The organism is Cumulibacter soli, assembly GCF_004382795.1.
GTDB lineage: Bacteria > Actinomycetota > Actinomycetes > Mycobacteriales > Antricoccaceae > Cumulibacter > Cumulibacter soli.
Map to the genome: position 1 here is coordinate 514108 of NZ_SMSG01000001.1, position 19857 is coordinate 533964.

The window sequence follows — 19857 nt, forward strand, 5'->3', positions numbered from 1 at the left end:
CTATTGTCGTCCGTCCGCGTTACGCGTGGGTGGATTCCAGGTGGCGGACGCCGCAGATCACAGTGAGTCTGTGCACGATTTGTCAGGCGACCCGATTTACCCGCGTCCCGCAGATCATCGACGTGGATGTTGAGCCGTCGGCGGACTGAACATCGATCGCCGAGACGCCCTCGCCACGGTCATCCGCCAATGTCACGAACCGAATGGCGCCCTCATCGAGCGCGATGACGTGCGCGTCACCCTCCGCGACCGCCGAACGACCGAGGACCTGCGCCCAGCGCGCTGCCATCGCCGCGGGGTCGTCGGCCTGAATCTCGACCGCGACCAGGTCCGTCACCACGTTGGACTTGATGTGGTTCTTCCAGTCCGGTCCGGCCCACGCCCACTCGCCCCAGTCCTCGGTGCGGTCGACGGACAGAATCGCCCCGCCGACATCGCGCGGGTGCAGGTGGATGCCCTCGATCCCTGCGCCACGGGCGACGTGCACGACGCGGACGCCGTTGGGCTCGAAGGAGGACTTCAACGCATCAAGGTCATCGACCTGCAAGATCACCATGTAGCCACCGTCCCCGCCACGCTTGTCCAGCAGCCGTCCCGCGGTGGTGCCGTCCTCGGTCGGCGAAACCACCTCAAGTAACTTGTCGCCGACCGGGTAAAGCGCATTACGCAGTCCGAAGTGCCCCACCCCCGGGTCGCGGTAACACAACTCGACGCCCAATTGTTGTTCGATCTCTCGCTCGACGGGCCCGAGATCGGCCGCTACAAGCGCCACCTGACGAAGTCGCATTCTCATACCCGGACGCTATCGTCTTGCCATGGTGTTGCGATATCCAGCGAGCAAGGAGATCCGCGATGGATAAGGCGCGAGTGCGCGTAAGGCCCGTGAGCGAGCGGGACGGCGAGCGGTGGCGCGAACTCTTCGCGGCGTACCGTGCGTTCTATCGGCAGCCCGCCGACGAGCAGGTAGTGCAGCGAGTGTGGCAGTGGGTGCACGACGACAGTCACGAGACGAATTCATTGGTGGCTACCGCCGACGAACACGTCGTGGGGATCGCGAACTATCGCCGTTACGCGAGGCCGCTCGCCGGCGGCGCCGGGTTGTGGCTGGACGATTTATTCACCGATCCCTCGGTGCGCGGCCTCGGCATCGGACGCGCTCTCATCACGCGGTTGCAAGGTATCGCACACGATGAAGGCCTCGGTCTGGTGCGCTGGATTACCGCAGCGGACAACGTCACCGCGCAACGGCTATACGACACCTTGGCAGAGCGCACGACGTGGGTCACCTACGACGCACCACCACGCGATCAGTCCTCGCGATCGTCGTGACGGTGGTAGATCGGCCCCAACGCCCCATTGGGGTCAAGCTTGTTCAGGATCGCCTCAGCGATATCGCGAAGCTGGCCGATCTGTTCCGGGGTCAGCACGTCGATCACATGTTCGCGGACGTACTCCAAGTGGTGCGGCGTCGTCTCCTCCAGCGTGCGTAACCCGGTCGCCGACAGCCGCACGATTCGCGATCGCCTATCGTCCGCGGAGAGCGCTCGTTCGACAAGATCACGCGATTCAAGCCGGCGTACGACGTGAGACAAGCGAGGCAGACTGGCGTTGCACTGCGCGGCCAACTCGGTCATCCGCAACTGCTGATCAGCAGACTCCGACAACACCACCAGCACGTAGAACTCGAAGTTGGTGACGCCAGAATCGCGCCGCACTTGGGAGTCGAGTCCAGCCGGTAGCAGTTCCAGAAGCGCCACCAGACGTACCCAGGCCGTCGCCTCTTCTTTGTTTAGCCACCGTGTACTCACCCGTTCATCCTGGCGTAAGTCTGGCGGGCCTGCCAGGAGCCCCGCGACCTCGGCGCGTTGAGGACTCCGCAGCGCCACCACCTCGGCGCGTTGAGCGCAACAGCGGCACAACCGCCACGAGGGCCTGCACCACCTCTCGGCGGTACAGGCCCTCACCTTCGGTGCAGTTATGCCGCCGCTAACGCCTCGACCGGGGTCACCTTCCCGGCGCGAATCGCTGGCAGTACGGAGGCCAACAGACCGCCGACGATCGCCAGGGCGAGCAGGCCGCCGAGCATCCCCCACGGAATCGAGTAAGTGATGTCTCGATCGCCAAGCACGGAGTACGCCGCAACGGCGCCATACCCAAGGCCCAACACGACTCCGATGACGCCACCGATCAGCGCCAGCAGGAAGGCTTCGATCGAAATCATCGAGCGCAACTGGCCACGCTGGACGCCCAGCGCCCGCATCAGGCCACTCTCCCGCTTCCGCTCGATCACCGACAACGCAAGAGTATTAGCGATCCCGACGATCGCGATGATCGCGGTCACGGCCAGTAACCCGGTAGCGACGTTCGTCATGATGTCGACAACGGCCTCGATTTCCTCGCGTAGGTCACTGTCACGTGCACTCTCGAGCGCGGTCGCTCGGGTGATCTCCGCGGCCACCTGGATCATCGAAATAAGCCCGACCCCGACGATGATCGCGACGACCGTGTTAGTGGCGCGGGCAGCATGCCGAGTGACGTCTCGAGCGGCGATCGTACCGGGAGTGCCGCCAATCCGACCCAGCGGCCGCAGCAGTTTGCCAACCGGTACGACGAGCAATTGGGCACCGAACAGCAGACCGCACACCGACACCAGACCGCCGAGGGTAGCGATGGCGACCTGCGTCGAGAACGCACCGAGCGCCATGATCGCCAATCCGCCCACGAGCAGGACGCCGGCGACGCAGATCCGCCAGACGGGAAGTTTCGCGCCACCGACCTGTGACTCGGCCGGGCGAAGCGCTTCGATCGGGGCGACTCGGCAGGCTGAACGGATCGGGATGTAAGCGCCAAGCAGCGTCGCTGCGATGGTTGCTGCGCAAGCGATTGCGATCGTCACCGGGTCAAGGGCGAGACCGCCCGCGGCCGCACCGAACACCTCGGCACCGACCCACCCTGCAAAGATTCCTAATATTGCACCGATCGCGGTACCGCCGACTCCGATAACCGTCGCCTCGACGAGGATTTGCCGGCGCATCTGACGTGAGGTCGCGCCGACCAGGCGCTGCAACGCAATCTGCCGACGGCGCTGTGCCAGCAGAATGACGAAGGTGTTGCCGATGACGATCGCGGCGACCACCAACGCGATGGCCGCGAAGCTGCCGAGCAGCACCGTGATCGCGATCGTGCCGTCGCTAATTTGATCGACCAGCTGGGCACGCGCCTCGGCGCCGGTCAGCACCTCCCAGTCGCTGCCCATGGCCTGTTGCAAGGCCTGGGACGTCGCTTCGGGATCGTCCGCGCGGACCACGAAACTGTCCACCCAGGCAATGTCCTCGTTCATCGCTTCCGGAGTGAGCCAGATGGTCGCACCGGTGAGCGCCGCGACTGATGACTCCTCGGAGATTCCGCTAACGGTGTACGGCACCACATCACCGTCCGGGTTCTCGAAGGAGATTGTGTCGCCGATCTTCACACCTGCGTCGTCCGCGACGGACTGCGGAATGGCGACCTCGTTGTTGGCCGTGGGCCACTGTCCCGATTCGAGTTCGGCGTACGCCAGTTCCGGATCGCTGAAGATACCGCGCGCGTTGATTCCAGTGAGGCTCGAGGATCCCTCGAGCGTGACGTACGAGGAAATGATTGGATCGACGCCGAGTACGCCGTCCACGGAAGCGATTTCTGCTTTTGTGTCCTCGATGCCCGTGGCACCGTCCGGGTACCCCTTCACGACGATGTCGGCGTTCTGCAGGTCCTCGGCGACAGCAACTTCGATCGCGCGACCGGCGGTCGAGGAGAAAACGGTGGTCGCGACGGCGAACAGACTGCCGATCACGATGGCGAGTACGACGGCGGCGAGTCGTCCGGGCTTGTGTTTCAGCTCAGCGAACGCCGCTCTGCTGGTCACAGACATTGCTGCTACACCCCCAGTCCGCGCATCGCGTCAACGACGGAGTCGACGGTCGGGTTGGGGATCTGGCCGGCGATCCGGCCGTCGCTGAGCAGCAGTACGTGATCTGCGTACGACGCGGCGATCGGGTCGTGCGTGACCATCGCGATCGTCTGGCCGCCCTCACGGGCAGCGTTGCGCAGGATGGTCAGCAGTTGCTGGCCAGTGCGGCTATCGAGGGCACCGGTCGGTTCGTCGGCGAACAGGACGTCCGGTTGACTGATCAAGGCCCGGGCGACGGCGACGCGCTGCTGTTGACCTCCGGACAGCTGCCCCGGTAGGTGGCTGAGCCGATCGGCGATATTCAGCGCGCCGGCGATTTCGGCGAGTCGCTGTTCGTCGACGCGGCGGCCGGCGAGTTCAAGCGGCAGCGCGATGTTCTGCTCCGCGGTGAGCGTGGGCAGCAGGTTGAACGATTGGAAGATGAATCCGACGTGGTCACGGCGGACCTCCGTCACGTACTTGTCGGGACGACCGGTAATCATGGCGTCGCCGATAATCACATCGCCGCTGTCGACGGAGTCGAGCCCCGCCAGACAATGCATGAGGGTCGATTTGCCTGAACCCGATGGGCCCATGATCGCCGTGAACGACCCGCGGGGGAACGCCACAGACACGTTGTCGAGGGCTCGGACGACCCGCTCCCCTTCGCCGTAGGTCTTATGCAGGGCGCGACCTTGGACGGCCGGCATGGCCTCAGGCAGGGTGCGCTGGGGTCCGGGGGCGTCCGCACCCGATCCGTGGGCAGTGGTGGCGCTCATCAGCGGATTCCTTCACTGTGTTGACATCTCGTTGACGTCTTCGACGCTAGTGAGCCCATCGGTGCCTGGGAATCCACTTATGGTCGTGATCTGTTGTGGCCAGCAGTACCCCTTTGAGAGGCCTCAGGTACGACCACGGTCGTACCTGATCCGCCCGATAGCGATACCCCGGTCGACGCGGGATCCGTTAGGCGCATTGGCTTAGAGCATCCCGACTTCGTGGGCAAACAAGACGAGCCCGACCCGGTCTCGGGAGGCGGTCTTGCTCAGCAGCCGCCCGATATGCGTCTTCACGGTGCCCTCGGCCATGTGGAGCTGCGCGCCGATTTCCGGGTTCGTGGCGCCGGTGCACACCTGCGCCAGCACTTCGCGTTCACGCTCGGTCAACGATTGCAGCCGTTCGTCGGAAGCGGCCGCGATCGGCGGCCGCGGCGAGAACTGCTGCAACAGTCTCTTCGTGGCACTCGGCGCCAACACGGCGTCGCCGCTGGCGATCGAGCGAATCCCGGACAGCAACTCCTCCGGTCGCGCCCCCTTGAGCAAGAACCCGCTCGCGCCGGCGTGCAAGGCAGAGACGAGGTGTTCGTCGGTGTCGAACGTCGTTAGGATCAGAATTTTCGGGGCGTCATCGCCGTACGCCGCGATCACCCGCTCGGTTGCGCTGACGCCATCCAGTTCGGGCATCCGGATATCCATCACGATGAGGTCGCACTCGGTGCTCGCGAGCGCGTTAACGACCTCGGAGCCGTCGGAGCATTCGGCGACGACCTCCAGGTCATCCTGCGAATCGATCACCATCGCGAAGCCGCTGCGGACCAGCGCCTGATCGTCGACCAGCATGATTCGGACGGTCATCCTCGCTCCATTCGCTCGCTGTGTCCACATCCATACCAACACCCGCCGTTACGCGCTGGGCTGGAGGTCATCGGCCTGACCTGGAGGCCATCGGCCTGCACATCACGGCGCGGCATCCGGCAGCGGCATCATCGCATGGACTTGGAATCCGCCGCCTACCCGCGGGCCGGCCGCGAGTACCCCGCCGTACTGCTCGACTCGGGCGCGCATTCCGGCCAACCCGCTGCCACTGCCGTCCGAGTGCACCACACCGCGTCCGTCGTCCTCGACGGTGATCCGAAGTCCGCGTGCTTCACGCGCCACCTCAACATTCGCATTCACTTGCGGTCCGCCGTGTTTGAGCGCGTTCGTCAGCGCCTCCTGCACGATGCGGTACGCCGAAAGCGCCGGACCAGCCGCGACGCGATCGAGTTCTCCGTGCGTGCTGAGGGTGACAGTCAACCCGGCGCGGCGGACGTTCTCGATCAGCGCCGGTAGATCCGTCAGGGACTTGGCCGGGGCCAGGTCGGAGGTGGGATCCTCACCGCGACGTAGCGCAGCGACCTTCTGCCGAACCTCGGCCAACGCCTCACGACTGGTCTCGGCGATCTGCTCGATCGCCTGCTGTGCGCGGCCGGGATTCTTAGCAACCACCATGGCGGCGCCGTCCGCCTGCGCCACGATGATCGCGAGCGAATGCGCGAGGATGTCGTGGGTTTCCGCAGCGATCCGGCCGCGTTCTTCCTCCGTAGCCAGACGCAGCTGCTGTTCATGTTCATGCCGCAGCAGATCGTTGCGTTCGGCCAAGCCGGCAAGTTGTGCACCGATCGCGCGCACCTTCGCCAGTTGGGTGCGGCCCAGCACGTAGGACCCGACCACGACCAGCGTGAGCGCTGTGCCGACGAACAGGGCTTGAGCTACTTCGTTTCGATAGCCGGTCGCGTAGCTCGGAAAGAGAACCCATTGGACCGTCGCCCACCACGCCCCCACAATGGCGACGGCGAGCGCCCCGTAGGCGAACCATCGAGTCCCGTACCGAGCCGCAGCGTGCACGGCAACGAGGACAATCAGGTCTGCGGCGGTCATCAAGCCATACGGATATATCAGCATCTCGATGATCGCGATCGCGGCGACGAGACTGACAAATAAGACGGTGCGGGTGCGCCGGAACACCAGCGCGGCGCACATGCACAGCGGCAGCAGCACGCCAAACACAACTGCGTCGCTGGCCACGATCATCGCCGAGGACGTCACTCCGAGCACCACGAACGCGACGATCGCTATCACCAGATCGACAACGAACACATGCCGCTCGTACCAGTTGGCGGGCGCGACGTCGGGGGTGCTCACCCCTCCACGCTAGTCAAGGCGCACCAGCGATGACATCGGTCCGCGGTCGTGTCCTGATCTGACCGCGGGCCGATCGATCAGGTCGAGGTTCTTGCGCTCGACTGCGCAAAAAACGCAGAGAAATCGAGGGGGCATCGCTCATACAGCGATGCGCCCTCGATATTGCTGCGACTTTTGCAGCATCAGTGCGACTTTTGCGGCGACTGTGCGACGTCAGTAGGCCGATCAGTCCTCGGTCGGCAGCCTGAGTCGTCGTTGGGCGGGACTGCTGGACTCAAACTCCGGCTCACGCGGGCGGTTCCGCTCGCATCGGGTGGACTCGCCACGCCGTCCGGGAATAGGCGCGATCTCGGTCCGGTGTATGCCGGGGATAGAGGTCCCGGGTAATCCGGGGATAGAAACGAACTGCGGCGCACCCCGACAGGGTGCGCCGCAGCTTCGGTAGTGCAGTGATGCGCTAGGGGCGCATAACCGGTACGTCGTCCTCGGTCTTCTTCGCTGAGCCCAGCATCGGGTTGATCTTGAAGGTGCCGTCGTGCTTGAGGATCTCGCGGCGAGCAATGGTCATCTTGTGGACCTCGTCCGGACCATCGGCAATCTTCAGCGTGCGCATGCTCGCGTACATCTCCGCCAGCGGCGTGAACTGGGTAACGCCTGCCGCACCGAACACCTGGATCGCGTCATCGATGATCTTCAGCGCCATCCGCGGTACGGCGACCTTGATACCCGAGATTTCGGTAGCGGCGGCCTTGTTGCCCACGGTATCCATCAGGTGCGCAGTACGCAGCACGTACTCGCGGTGCATATCGATATTGATGCGCGCTTCGGCAATCCAATCCTGGACCAGGCCCTTGTGCGCCACCAAACTGCCGAACGTCTCACGCTCCAACGAGCGCTGCACCATCAACTCCAGCGCCCGCTCGGCCACTCCGATCGACCGCATGCAGTGGTGAATGCGCCCCGGGCCCAGACGAGCCTGCGAGATCGCGAAGCCCGAACCCTCTTCGCCGAGCAGGTTCTCGGCCGGAACACGCACATTTTCGTAATGGATCTCCGGGTGACCGCCACTGTGATCGAAGCCGAACACGTGCGGCTGACGACCGATCGTGATACCCGGCGTGTCCTTCGGCACGACGATCATCGACTGCTGCACGTGGCGCGCGGCATTCGGGTTCGTCTTACCCATCACGATCAGGACCTTGCAGTTATCGCGCACCGCACCCGAGGAAAACCACTTCGTACCGTTGAGCACGTACTCATCGCCATCACGCTCAATGCGCAGACCGATGTTGGTCGCATCCGAGGACGCCACCGCAGGCTCGGTCATCGAGAACGCCGAACGAATCTCGCCTTCCAGCAGCGGCTCAAACCAGTCCTTCTTCACCCGCTCCGAGCCGTACAGGTTCAGGATTTCCATGTTGCCGGTGTCTGGCGCTGCGCAGTTGAGCGCCTGCGAGGCGAACCCGACCTTGCCCAGTTCCTCAGAGATCGGGGCATAGTCGACGTTCGACAACTTGGTGCCAGGCGCGTTCGGGTCGAGGTGCGGAATGAAGAGGTTCCACAGGCCCTGCTCACGCGCGGCCTTCTTCATGTCATCAAGCATCGCCGGGAAGCCCGAGTGCCCCAGACGCTCCTGCTCCTCGTGGTACGCCTCTACGTTCGGGTAGATGTGTTCGTCCATGTAGGTCTTGACCTTCTCCAGAAGGTCCTTGCCCTGTTGAGTGAACTCGTACGCCATCTGTCGGCTCCTTGCGTTCGCGGGTATACAACCACGTGCTGTATATCACGCGTGCGCTGCACCAACATACTGAGCGCCCGTTATAAACGTCACGACGGGTAACCGGGCATCGGCGTACGCCGCCTGCGCATTCGCTCGCGGCGCCTCGCCTAACGGGCGTCGTCCGGATGCGGATCCGCTGGCATGCTGGCCGCGCGCCTGGTGAGGCGCTGCGCGATCATCGGGAAGAGCAGGACGGTCACCGCGCCGGCAGTGACCATCACCGACGCATTCGTCGCGGTGATGATCTCCGCCGAGACGCCGATGTGCGTGACGGCGACGATGATGGGTAGGCCGGTGGCCGCGAACAATCCGAGCGATACCTTCTCACTGGTGCTCCGGATGCCCGAATCGGTCTTGACTAGCAATTCGCGGATCACGATCGGGGCTCCGCGAACGATCGCGATCATCGCGACGAATCCGATCAACAGCGGCCACTCTCGCAGCACCGCAAGGATGTCGATGTTCATCCCGCTGGTCACGAAGAACACCGGTACCAACAGGCTGAACCCGACGATCTCCAGTTTGTGGGCGATTTCGTCGGCATGTTTCGGCGCCGATGCCCGGAACACCGCATTTCCGAGGATCCCAGCGGTGAAGGCGCCTAGCGCGACGTCGAGATCGAGCGCCGCGGTCAGCAGCATCAACGTAATAAGCAAAAGCACCGTTAGGCGCAACGTTGTCTGCATCGTCGTATTCGACGCGTACGAGAACGCCTTCGCGAGCAGTGGCACACGACGAAAGAGCCGCGCCGGAATGACGACCGCGAGCACTGCCGCTACCGCAAACACGATGAGTACGGCGGCTGCTTCCCAGGTGCCACGAGTCGACAGCAGCAGCGACATAGCGACGATCGGCAGCAGCTCGCCCCACGCACCATGAACCATGGTCGCGGCGCCCAGCGGTTTAGCGATGAGTCCTGAATCCTTCAGGATAGGTAGCAGGACGCCGAGAGCTGTCGACGTACTCGCCAGCGCGATCACAATGGCGGCGCGCACGTCACCATCGACCAGCAGCAGCCCGGCGCCCACACCCAGTACCGCGCAGATGATCCAAGTGAGCGCGGCATGTTTGCCCTGGCGAGAGCGCATGTGCGACGTGTTGAGCTCGAACCCCGCGAGCAGGAAGAGGAACCCGACGCCGAGTTCGCTCAGGAACTCAACCGCCTCGGTCTGTCCGGCGATACCGAACACGTTCGGGCCGATGATCACGCCAAGGGTCAGCAGCCACACCACATCGGGGACGACACGACGAGTGAGGATGGCCAGCACGGGGGCCAAGAACGCCGCTGCGGCGATCCACCACATCGACTGGAGGTTATCGAGTAGCAGGTGTCCTTCGGCCATACGAGAAACCTACTGGGTCCGCGGCGGCTCTACCCCATGGCGACTGCGCATTGATCGACGCGCCCACGCCCTGTTAGCGAGCGGCTCTGCTCGACGGCCGCGTGCCGCCTGCACATGACCCCCACTTGGGTGACATAACTAGCACGACTACACCTATTCGGATTAGATTCATCCGGTCGGATGAGGACGAGAAGATAGGTGATCCGGGATGAATCGGGATCGTCGCGGCCAGATCGCGCGCGTGGCGATCGTCGAGGACCATCTATTGCAGCGACTGCGTACGACCGAACTATTGGAGAGCCAAGCCGACCTACAAGTTGTACACGTCTGCGACACCCAGGCTGAATTCCTGCAGTGGCTCCGTGTAGCACCACCGCACCAACGCCCGCACCTGCTCATCCTCGATCTCGTCGCCGACCGGCAGGCGAACGCTGACCCACGAGTCACCTCCGCGCTGGTTCGGGCCGGACTGCGGATCCTCGTGCTGTCGGCTATGACTTCGCCCGCGCTCGTCCGCTCGATGCTGCGCGCTGGAGTCACCGCCGTTGTCGGCAAACGAGACACCGAGGACGACGTACTTGCCGCCGTACGGGACGCGCTACGTGGCCAGCAGTGGCTTACGCCGGAACTCGCCGGCATCATCGCTGGCGATAGCGAACGGCCGCCGCTGAGTATTCAGGAGGAACAGACGCTGATCCTTTATGCGTCGGGACTCACCCTGCAGGAAGTCGCCGACTCGATCGGCGTCAAACCGGCCACGGCCAAGCAGTACCTAAAGCGAGTCAAGGCAAAGTATGCCGCCGTAGGACGCCCAGCGCACACGAAGCTCGACCTCAGCCGTATTGCGGACGCCGACGGCTATCTCACTTAACCGCGACGAATCGAGGACGCCGACGGCTATCTCGCCTGACCGACCATCGGCGCGACGCCACAGGACGAGCACCTATTAAGGTCGACACATGCTGACGTTCATTCTGGTTCTACTGATCATCTGGGCTGCAATCTCCGTGATCGGCTTCGTCGTAAAGGGCCTGCTATGGCTCGCAATCATCGGGCTGGTGCTGTTCGTGGGCACCGCTCTCTACGGGGCAGCGAAACGCAAAATCAAGAGTTAACCGCTCCAGACAGGATCGGTTCGCACCCTTCAGCGACCCGTCCGATACGTCGTCCGCTGATCAGTTCACCAGTACGCTGGCGCGATCGATCGCGAACAGGTCGGGCTGTGCGCGCATAAAAGCGTCCTCGAGGGCGCCCACTCCACGCTCGGCTACCAGCGCTGCCTCGTCGTCCGTGATCGGCACAAGTTGTAGCCAGGTCACATGTACCTCATCGTCGTCGTACTGCGCGAACCGTCCGTCCCAAGTGAATGGCGGGACCGACATCAGGTGCGGCGTCGTGGCCTCCGGATACCGGTTTGAGACCGCGTCACGATAAACCGTCCCGGGCCGTACATCGATCGTCGGGGCGATCTCGAAGCCGCAGGACGCGACCGCGTCGCCGAACAGGTCGAGAGCGCCATCGACCGCCGCAACGAACTCGACTCGGAGCCCACGGCCATCAGGGGTACGAAGCGGTGTCACGAACGCGCTCGCCGCCACACTCGCCCACGAGTTGACTCCTCGCGCCGGGCAATCGCTCACCTTCAGAATGCCCATGGCACGGGTTCCGTCGGGCGTGGTTCGCGTGGTCGGGGCTTCCCCAAGCTCGGCCTGGAATCCTGCAAGCACCCGGTCGACAACCTCGTAAGAATTGATCACTTACTCCCCTTCGGTGATGCATGTGTATCGAACCCGGCGGGGCTCCCACTCCGAGCCTAATGGCGCGTACTGCCCGTGCGGTGACCGTCGGCGCACGATCCGGGTCAACAGCGGCAACAAGCACGACCTCGTACCGAAAGCGAAAATGCGCCCCACCCGGCGGGGCCAGGTGGGGCGCGGTATGCGAGCCGCCTTGGGGAATCGAACCCCAGACCTATTCATTACGAGTGAATCGCTCTGCCGACTGAGCTAAGGCGGCGGGTGACGCGATCAGTAAGTATACGCACCGGGTCCGCCGCGCCGAAGCCCGGCCGGGGTGATCTAGCCCGCGTCCGAACGGCTGTCGTAAGCCTTACGCGAGGTACAGACGGACGCAACCGGACACGTCACTTGAGACCCGTCAGCGTCGAGTCGTACGACGACCGAATCCGACGGAACCGACTCCGAAACCACTCGCCCGGCGCCGACCGAGGTATCAACCTTCGCGCCGCGCCCGGGTGAACGTTTACGAAAACTCTCGTACAGCGGATGCTCGTACTTCAAGCAACACATCAACCGGCCACACGCTCCGCTGATCCGCAATGGATTCAGCGGCAGATCCTGGTCGCGAGCCATCTTGAGACTGATCGGCTCGAAGTCCTTCAAGAAAGTCGAGCAGCAGGTGTCTCGTCCGCAGGAACCGATCGCGCCCTGGAGTTTGACCTCATCGCGGGCCGACACCTGGCGCAACTCGATTCGGCAGGTGAGCGTGGCACCGAGATCGCGCACCAGCGCGCGGAAGTCCACGCGACGCGAGGCCGAAAAGAACACGGTCACGACGTCGGGGTTCGCTTGTGCATCAGCAATACTGACGTCGGCGCCGATGATCTTCATCGGCAAGTCGTGCTCCTGCACAAGCCGACGCGTCGCGACCAGAGCTCGCGCCTTGTGCTTGCGTACGGCGCGGGCCCGCTTACCGTCGGCGTCCGTCGCCCGGCCGACTAACCGCTCAAAGCCGCTGGTGTCCTCGCTGACCCATTCGCCGGCCCACATCACCTGCGCCATCTCGGGGCGTTCACCCACGGGCACCAGCACATAGTCACCGATGGCGATTTCGAGGTCACCGGGGTCGTAGTAGTACAGCTGCCCATTGCGGTTGAACGAAACCGCGCACAGCATTCCCATTCGCGCGAGTCTACGCGTAGCCGCGGCCAGTGCGCGGTCCGCGAATCAAATCCGCGCCACTGCCGGAGGCCGATCAGTTATTCGCGCCTCTCGGCGCGCACTTTCACCCCGTAGTCGGGGCATAACCGCGCTACGTAATGCGCAATCACGAACTCCAAGCCGTAATGCGCATTTACGAACTCCACGCAAATGCGGCGCCCGGGCACGTGCGGCTAGGTAACCCGATCAGCGGACGCCGCGTCACACCGCGACCCACCCATGGCGGCTCAATGCCGTCCACGGGCACGACGCACCAAGGCCACGATGCCGACGACGAGGAGCACCGTCAGGATTCCGCGAAGTACGCCGCCGACGAACCCGAGCGGGCCACCGACCACCCCACCGATCAGCCACAGCGCGCCGAGTATGCCGATGATGATCCAGACCCGATTCGGATGGCGCTGCAGGCGCTCGGCGTGTGCACGCCATTCGGCGCGGTCGACGCCTGGATGCCGCGGCCGGCAACCCGGCCCCGCACCGGGACGCCCACTGCCGGCCCACGCAGTTGACTCGGCCCTTGGATTCCGATCACCCTCGGCGGGAAGATCCACCACCAATGCGTCCAAGTCACCGCGCACCCGCGCGTCGTACGCGAGTTGAGTCCGTGAATCGAACTCGTCCAGTTGCAGTTGCCCCAGCGTGTGCGCGCGCGACAACCGCTTGACCATTTCTTCCCGATCGGCGTGACCCACGCGCATCTGCTGCGGGTCGATCGGTTGCTCTGTCGTCATCCTGGCTCGCCCTTACTCGTCGTCGGTTTCGTCGCGGCCGCGCGGTCCACAGCCGTCGCGGTGCGGGCCGCGTCCCTCACGGTGGGCTCCGGGTCCATCGCGCCGCGGGCCTCGGCCCTCGCGATGCGGCCCGCCCCGGCGGGGGCCCGGTCCGCCTGGTCGACGCGGGTCCTGTCCGCCGAATACCTCCGACAGAACGCTGGCGATGCTGTTGGCGGTGTCGGCATCAATCCAGCCGCCCGGCCCCCAACCCCCGCGTCCTGGCCCGCGACGCGGGCCGGGCCCGAACGGTGGCCCCGGCCGCTCAGGGCCGCCTTTCGGCCACCCACCGGCGATCTCGCCGATGATGACTTCGGTCAGGTAGGCATTCGTGGACATCCCGCGCCGCTCCGCGCGATCGTCCACCTTGTCTTTAGCCCACTTCGGCAGCCGTAGCGAGAAACGCACCAGCGTTTCGTCGGCTTCCTCGTCCTCGAGAACATCCTCGTCGGTGTCGTCCTCGTCGATGAGTTCGAAGTCGACGTGTTCGCCGTCCGGCTCGGGCTGGGTCTGCTGCACCACGAACGTGGGATCGAGACCGTCCATCGCGACCGTTACGCGCGACGAATATAGACCGTCATTGATTTCATCTGCAGCCTCGGTGACCGCATCGATCAACGCCAAACGCAGCGACGGCTCTGCAGCCGACGCCACCCGTGACGCCACATCTTTCGTAGCGTCGTCCGCAAGAGAGAGCGCGCCGTCGATACCTTCGCGCACCTTCCCGATGTGCTTTGAAATATCCATGACGCCATGGTGCGCGCATTTTGACGCCACCGCAACCCCATAAAGCACACCATTTTGGCGCCACGGGCTCGATAGCCTCCGTCACGTCGGGAGACGCCTCGCCTGTCGTGAACAGAATCTCGACTCACACAGGCTGGGCCACAAGATTTATTGAGATTAGTTCTCCTTTAAACGAGGATTACGTCATGAGCGCGACTGCATCGAGTTCAGACAGTTCCTCCAACGCCTCTCTCACGACCTCCGCCCTCGGCAGCACCACCGCAACCACCCGCTCGGGCAACCCGTGGTTTCAACTCACGCTGGCGACCATCGGATTCGCGGTCAACTTCTGGGCTTGGGCGCTGCTCAGCCCGCTTGGGCCGCTCTTTCGCGCCAACGGAACACTCGGCGACATCACCGAGGGCCAGGTATCGCTGCTCGTCGCGGTCCCGGTCATCGTCGGGTCGATCGGACGTATCTTCATCGGCGGGCTGACCGACAAATACGGCGGACGCCTGATGTTCCCCTTGGTCACCGGCGCCACGATCATCCCGGTACTGCTCATCGGATTCTGGGCCCAAGGCTCACTCGCGGCGATTCTCGTCATGGGATTCTTCCTCGGCATCGCAGGAACGTCGTTCGCCATTGGCGTCCCCTTCGTCAACGCGTGGTTCCCGCCGGCCAAGCGCGGCCTGGCGATCGGCATCTTCGGTGCGGGCATGGGTGGTACCGCGATCAGCGCCCTCACCACCGTGCCGATGTACGAGAACATCGGCGATACGGCGCCCTTTGTCATTTGCGCGATCGTTCTGGCGGTGTACGGCGTATTCGCCTGGTTCTTCATGCGCGACGCTCCGGGGCGGGTCGCGCCCACCACCTCGCTGATGTCGCGGATCGTCGCCAACTCCAAACTGCCGATCACCTGGCAGGCCTCGATTCTGTACGCGGTCGCATTCGGCGGGTACGTCGCGTTCTCGGTTTATCTGCCGGTGTACCTGCGCAATGCCTACGGACTCGAACCCGCCGACGCATCCAACCGGATGGCCGGATTCGTGCTTATCGCGGTAATCGGTCGCCCACTGGGTGGATGGCTCGCCGACAGACTCGGCTCGATCCGGGTGCTTGGGGCAGTCTTCGCCGTCGTCGCCGTTTGTGCGGCAATCGCATCTAGTAACCCGCCGCTGGAGAATTTCGGCACGATCGTCTTCTTGCTGTTAGCCCTCGCGCTCGGCGTCGGATCGGGCGCGGTATTCGCTCTCATCGCGCAAGCCACCGAACCCTCCCGGGTGGGTGGTGTCACCGGGATCGTCGGCGCAGCGGGCGGACTCGGCGGTTTCGTGCCACCGCTGATCATGGGCGCGATCTACGGCCTCACCAGTTCTTATCAATGGGGCCTCTGGCTGCTGGCCATCACCTCCGCGCTGACCCTGCTGCTTACCCTCACGGTGGTTCGCAAGACCAGGGCGCGAGTTGACGCGGCGCCGCACTGACAACGTCACGCGTCACGGATCGGAGGCATATATGCATAACGCAGCAGGCGAAGGCGCCGTACGCCGCCTACCGACAGATGAGTGCGTGAACCAGCCACCTCACCCAAGCAAGGCCGCCGACCTAGTTCTCCTCCACCATGTCGAGCCTGCGTCGCAGGCTTCAGGCGCTGCACACCCGGCCGCTAATCGCGCCTCACCTAGGAGCACCCGATGACCGACAACAACATCGACGACCCACTGAGCGAAGCTCTCGTCGGAACCCGACGCTTCTTCACCAAGGCAGAGGTCTCTGCCGATACGCGTTCGATCTACAAGATTGGCGGCCGCGAAGGCGACCGGTTCTATCGCGACCGGTGGAGCCACGACAAGGTGGTGCGGTCCACCCATGGGGTCAACTGCACGGGTTCGTGCTCCTGGAAGGTCTACGTCAAGGACGGGATCATCACCTGGGAAGCGCAGCAGACGGACTACCCGTCCACCGGCCCAGACAAACCTGAGTACGAACCGCGCGGGTGCCCCCGAGGTGCCGCGTTCTCCTGGTACACCTACTCCCCCACCCGCGTCCGCTACCCGTACGTGCGCGGCGTACTGCTCGAGATGTATCGCGAAGCCAAGGCTCAGTACGGCGATCCAGTCGTTGCTTGGGGCTCGATCATGCAGGATGCCGACAAGACCAAACGCTATCGGTCTGCCCGAGGTAAGGGCGGTCTGGTCCGCTCAAATTGGGAGGAAGTCGCCGAGATCGTGGCGGCCGCAAACGTCTACACGATCAAGCGCTGGGGCCCCGATCGGATCGCCGGTTTCTCACCTATTCCTGCGATGTCACAGGTGTCTTACGTGTCCGGTGCTCGATTCATCGAGCTGATCGGTGGCGCGATGTTGTCGTTCTACGACTGGTATGCCGACCTACCGAACGCCTCACCACAGATGTTCGGCGATCAGACCGACGTCCCCGAGTCCGGCGACTGGTGGGACGCCGGATACCTGATGATGTGGGGATCGAACGTACCGCTGACACGTACTCCGGACGCGCACTGGATGACCGAGGCCCGCTATCGCGGCCAGAAGGTGATCGCCATCGCGCCCGACTACGCCGAGAACGTGAAGTTCGCCGACGAATGGATCGCACCGGCCCCCGGGACGGACGCCGCCCTCGCGCTGGCGATGGGCCACGTGATCCTGAAGGAGTTCTTCGTCGATCGGCTCGAACCGTTCTTTGCCGACTACACGGCAAAGTACACCGACCTGCCCTACCTGGTCACTCTGGACGCACAGGACGACGGTACGTACAAGAGCGGCAAGTTCCTGGTCGCCGGCGACTTCGACAACCCCGAACGTGACTCCGAGAACGCCATGTTCAAACCGGCGTTGGTCGACGGGCGCACCGGCGAGGTGAGCATCCCCAATGGCTCGCTCGGACATCGGTTCGGCGAGGAGGGCGTCGGTCGCTGGAACCTGGACCTTGGCGATGTGGAACCAATGCTGAGCCTGCTGCGAGACGGCGCAGAGCAGGTCGCAGTATCCCTGCCACGATTCGACGCCCTCGACGGCAAGGTCAGCGCCACCGCACGCGCGGTACCTGCCCGCCGCATCGACGGCTACCTCGTCACCACCGTCTTCGACCTGATGCTCGCGCAGTACGGTGTCGCACGCGACGGCTTGGACGGCGACTGGCCCAGCGGCTACGACGACGTCGCCGCGCCGTATACCCCGGCCTGGCAGGAGGACATCACCACCGTCCCGGCCGAGGCCGTCGAGCGGATTGCACGCGAGTTCGCGCAGAACGCTATCGACACCGGTGGCCGGTCGATGATCCTGATGGGTGCGGGCGTGAATCACTGGTATCACGCCGATCTGATGTATCGCGCGATGCTGGTGTTGACCACGATCACCGGCTCGCAGGGGCGGAATGGGGGCGGCTGGGCACACTACGTCGGTCAGGAGAAGGTACGCCCACTAACCGGATTCCAGCACACCGCGTTCGCGCTCGACTGGCAGCGACCACCGCGACACATGAACCAGACGAACTACTGGTACCTCAACACCAGCCAGTACCGCTACGACACGTACGACTCCGACATGATCGGCGCCGGGACCGGCGCGTTCGATGGCGCCAGCGTCGCCGACCTGGTCGCCCAGGCCGCGCGGTTGGGGTGGACACCGTCGTACCCAACCTTCAACCGGTCTCCACTCGACCTCGCCGATGAGGCCGCGGACGCCGGCAAGACTCCCGCCGAACACATCGTCTCCAGGCTGAAGGACGGCACGCTGCGTTTCGCCGCCGAGGATCCCGAGGCCGAGGAGAACTGGCCACGGGTGCTGATGCTGTGGCGCGCGAACCTATTCGGGTCCTCTGCGAAGGGCGATGAATACTTTCTCAAGCACCTGCTCGGGACCAGTAACTCCGTGAACGCCACCGAGGCGGGGCCGGATCAGCGCCCACGCACCATCGAATGGCCCGAACATGCCCCGGAGGGCAAACTCGATCTACTGATGACGATCGACTTCCGGATGACGAGTTCGACGCTGCTGTCGGACATCGTGCTGCCGGCAGCGACCTGGTATGAGAAGCATGATCTGAACACCACAGACATGCACCCGTTCATCCATTCCTTCAACCCGGCGATCAACCCGCCCTGGCAAAGCAAAACTGACTGGGACGCCTTCAAGGTGATCGCCAAGCGCTTCAGCGAACTCGCCGTCGATCACCTCGGCACCCGCACCGACATCGTCGCCAAACCGTTGTGGCACGACACCCCCGAGGCAATGGCAACCGAACATGGAATCGTGCGGGACTGGCGATCCGGTGAAGTTGAGCCGATACCGGGTAAAACGATGCCCGTGCTGGTTCCGATCGAGCGGGACTACCCACTGACCTACGCGAAGTTGACCTCCGTCGGCCCACTACTGGACAAACTCGGGACCACGACGAAAGGCGTCACGTTCGACGTACGCGCCGAGATCGAATACCTACGGGGAAAGAACGGCGTCGTATCGCACGGGCCAACCGCCGGACGCCCGAAGCTGGAAACCGATATCCACGCCGCCGAGACGATCCTCGCGCTTTCTGGCACGACCAACGGGCACCTCGCGACCCAGGGATTCACGACGCTGGAAAAACGGACCGGGTTCGCCATGCACGACCTAGCAGCCGAGCACGAGGGAAAGCGGATCACCTTCGCCGACACCCAAGTCGCACCCGTCCCGGTGATTACTTCCCCGGAATGGTCGGGATCGGAAACGGGCGGACGCCGCTACTCCCCATTCACCATCAACATCGAGCGCAATAAACCATTCCACACGCTTACCGGGCGCCAGCAGTTCTACCTCGATCACGACTGGCTGCAGAAGATGGGAGAGGCGCTACCGGTGTTCCGTCCGCCGTTGAATATGACCCAACTGTTCGGCGAAGCAGAACTCGGCACCACCAACGAGCTCGGCGTATCGGTGCGCTACCTCACCCCGCACAACAAGTGGTCGATCCACTCCGAATACCAGGACAACCTGTTCATGCTGTCCCTATCCCGCGGTGGACAGGGCGTCTGGATGTCGGATAAGGACGCAGCCAAGATCGGCGTCAAAGACAACGACTGGATCGAGGCGGTCAACCGCAACGGCGTCGTGGCCGCCCGCGCCGTCGTGTCGCACCGCATGCCGGAAGGCACCGTGTATATGCACCACGCCCAGGACCGCCTGATCGACGTACCGCTGACCGAGCACAACGGGCAGCGCGGCGGGATCCACAATTCCCTGACCCGGATCATGGTCAAGCCCAGCCACCTCGTCGGCGGGTACGCACAACTGTCCTACTTCTTTAACTACATCGGCCCCACCGGAAACAACCGCGACGAGGTCACGATGATCCGCAAACGCATCACCCCGGTCGAGTACTAGCGG

17 protein-coding genes and 1 tRNA gene are annotated in these 19857 nt (G+C 64.0%); 5 read left to right on the forward strand and 13 right to left on the reverse strand.

The features are described from left to right. Positions 1-82 precede the first annotated feature (82 nt). Positions 83-793 carry a VOC family protein gene (locus tag E1H16_RS02530; protein ID WP_134322095.1) on the reverse strand — a complete coding sequence of 237 codons (711 nt, stop codon included), beginning with the start codon at positions 791-793 and terminating at the stop codon, positions 83-85. A 59-nt stretch (positions 794-852) separates the two neighbouring features. On the opposite strand from E1H16_RS02530, the gene E1H16_RS02535 reads away from it, so the two are divergent. Next, positions 853-1329, forward strand: coding sequence for a GNAT family N-acetyltransferase (locus E1H16_RS02535; protein ID WP_134322096.1), 477 nt, complete (start codon positions 853-855; stop codon positions 1327-1329). Here E1H16_RS02535 and E1H16_RS02540 read toward each other — a convergent pair. The 7 genes from E1H16_RS02540 to E1H16_RS02570 form a co-directional block, all read right to left on the reverse strand. Beyond that, on the reverse strand, positions 1308-1808 hold the full coding sequence (locus E1H16_RS02540; RefSeq protein WP_134322097.1) for a MarR family winged helix-turn-helix transcriptional regulator: 501 nt from the start codon (positions 1806-1808) through the stop codon (positions 1308-1310). The two genes, E1H16_RS02535 and E1H16_RS02540, sit on opposite strands and share 22 nt — an antisense overlap. A 167-nt stretch (positions 1809-1975) precedes the next feature. Beyond that, positions 1976-3904, reverse strand: coding sequence for an FtsX-like permease family protein (locus E1H16_RS02545; RefSeq protein WP_166741590.1), 1929 nt, complete (start codon positions 3902-3904; stop codon positions 1976-1978). An 11-nt stretch (positions 3905-3915) separates the two neighbouring features. Continuing rightward, on the reverse strand, positions 3916-4707 hold the full coding sequence (locus E1H16_RS02550; RefSeq protein ID WP_134322099.1) for an ABC transporter ATP-binding protein: 792 nt from the start codon (positions 4705-4707) through the stop codon (positions 3916-3918). A gap of 201 nt (positions 4708-4908) precedes the next feature. After that, the gene (locus E1H16_RS02555) at positions 4909-5562 is read right to left on the reverse strand and encodes a response regulator transcription factor (protein WP_134322100.1); all 654 of its coding nucleotides are present in this window, start codon (positions 5560-5562) and stop codon (positions 4909-4911) included. Positions 5563-5664: 102 nt separating this feature from the next. Further along, positions 5665-6891 (reverse strand): sensor histidine kinase, encoded by a 1227-nt coding sequence (locus E1H16_RS02560; RefSeq protein ID WP_134322101.1) that lies wholly within the window; start codon positions 6889-6891, stop codon positions 5665-5667. Between the two features lie 457 nt (positions 6892-7348). Continuing rightward, positions 7349-8629 (reverse strand): acyl-CoA dehydrogenase family protein, encoded by a 1281-nt coding sequence (locus E1H16_RS02565; protein WP_134322102.1) that lies wholly within the window; start codon positions 8627-8629, stop codon positions 7349-7351. 149 nt (positions 8630-8778) lie between these two features. Beyond that, positions 8779-10014 carry a cation:proton antiporter gene (locus E1H16_RS02570; protein WP_134322103.1) on the reverse strand — a complete coding sequence of 412 codons (1236 nt, stop codon included), beginning with the start codon at positions 10012-10014 and terminating at the stop codon, positions 8779-8781. Positions 10015-10222: 208 nt separating this feature from the next. Between E1H16_RS02570 and E1H16_RS02575 the strand changes: the two genes are divergently transcribed. Both E1H16_RS02575 and E1H16_RS18325 read left to right on the forward strand, forming a co-directional pair. Continuing rightward, the gene (locus tag E1H16_RS02575) at positions 10223-10885 is read left to right on the forward strand and encodes a response regulator transcription factor (RefSeq protein WP_134322104.1); all 663 of its coding nucleotides are present in this window, start codon (positions 10223-10225) and stop codon (positions 10883-10885) included. 88 nt (positions 10886-10973) lie between these two features. Beyond that, the gene (locus E1H16_RS18325) at positions 10974-11129 is read left to right on the forward strand and encodes a hypothetical protein (RefSeq protein ID WP_166741555.1); all 156 of its coding nucleotides are present in this window, start codon (positions 10974-10976) and stop codon (positions 11127-11129) included. A gap of 60 nt (positions 11130-11189) precedes the next feature. Here the strand turns inward: E1H16_RS18325 and E1H16_RS02580 are convergent, their stop codons facing one another. The 5 genes from E1H16_RS02580 to E1H16_RS18555 all read right to left on the reverse strand — a co-directional run bounded on the left by E1H16_RS02580 (position 11190) and on the right by E1H16_RS18555 (position 14491). Further along, the gene (locus E1H16_RS02580) at positions 11190-11771 is read right to left on the reverse strand and encodes a suppressor of fused domain protein (protein ID WP_134322105.1); all 582 of its coding nucleotides are present in this window, start codon (positions 11769-11771) and stop codon (positions 11190-11192) included. A gap of 186 nt (positions 11772-11957) precedes the next feature. Next, a tRNA-Thr gene (locus tag E1H16_RS02585) sits at positions 11958-12030 on the reverse strand. A 62-nt stretch (positions 12031-12092) separates the two neighbouring features. Next, on the reverse strand, positions 12093-12935 hold the full coding sequence (locus E1H16_RS02590; protein WP_134322106.1) for a PSP1 domain-containing protein: 843 nt from the start codon (positions 12933-12935) through the stop codon (positions 12093-12095). A gap of 266 nt (positions 12936-13201) precedes the next feature. Continuing rightward, entirely contained in the window at positions 13202-13705 is a 504-nt protein-coding gene (locus tag E1H16_RS02595) for a DUF1707 domain-containing protein (protein ID WP_134322107.1), read from the reverse strand. Positions 13706-13717: 12 nt separating this feature from the next. Further along, complete coding sequence (locus E1H16_RS18555; RefSeq protein ID WP_134322108.1) at positions 13718-14491, reverse strand: hypothetical protein; 774 nt, start codon at positions 14489-14491, stop codon at positions 13718-13720. 185 nt (positions 14492-14676) lie between these two features. On the opposite strand from E1H16_RS18555, the gene E1H16_RS02605 reads away from it, so the two are divergent. Continuing rightward, positions 14677-15960, forward strand: coding sequence for a nitrate/nitrite transporter (locus tag E1H16_RS02605; protein WP_134322109.1), 1284 nt, complete (start codon positions 14677-14679; stop codon positions 15958-15960). A 210-nt stretch (positions 15961-16170) separates the two neighbouring features. Beyond that, positions 16171-19854: a nitrate reductase subunit alpha gene (locus E1H16_RS02610; RefSeq protein ID WP_134322110.1), complete on the forward strand. Its 3684-nt coding sequence runs from the start codon at positions 16171-16173 to the stop codon at positions 19852-19854. Positions 19855-19857 lie beyond the last annotated feature (3 nt).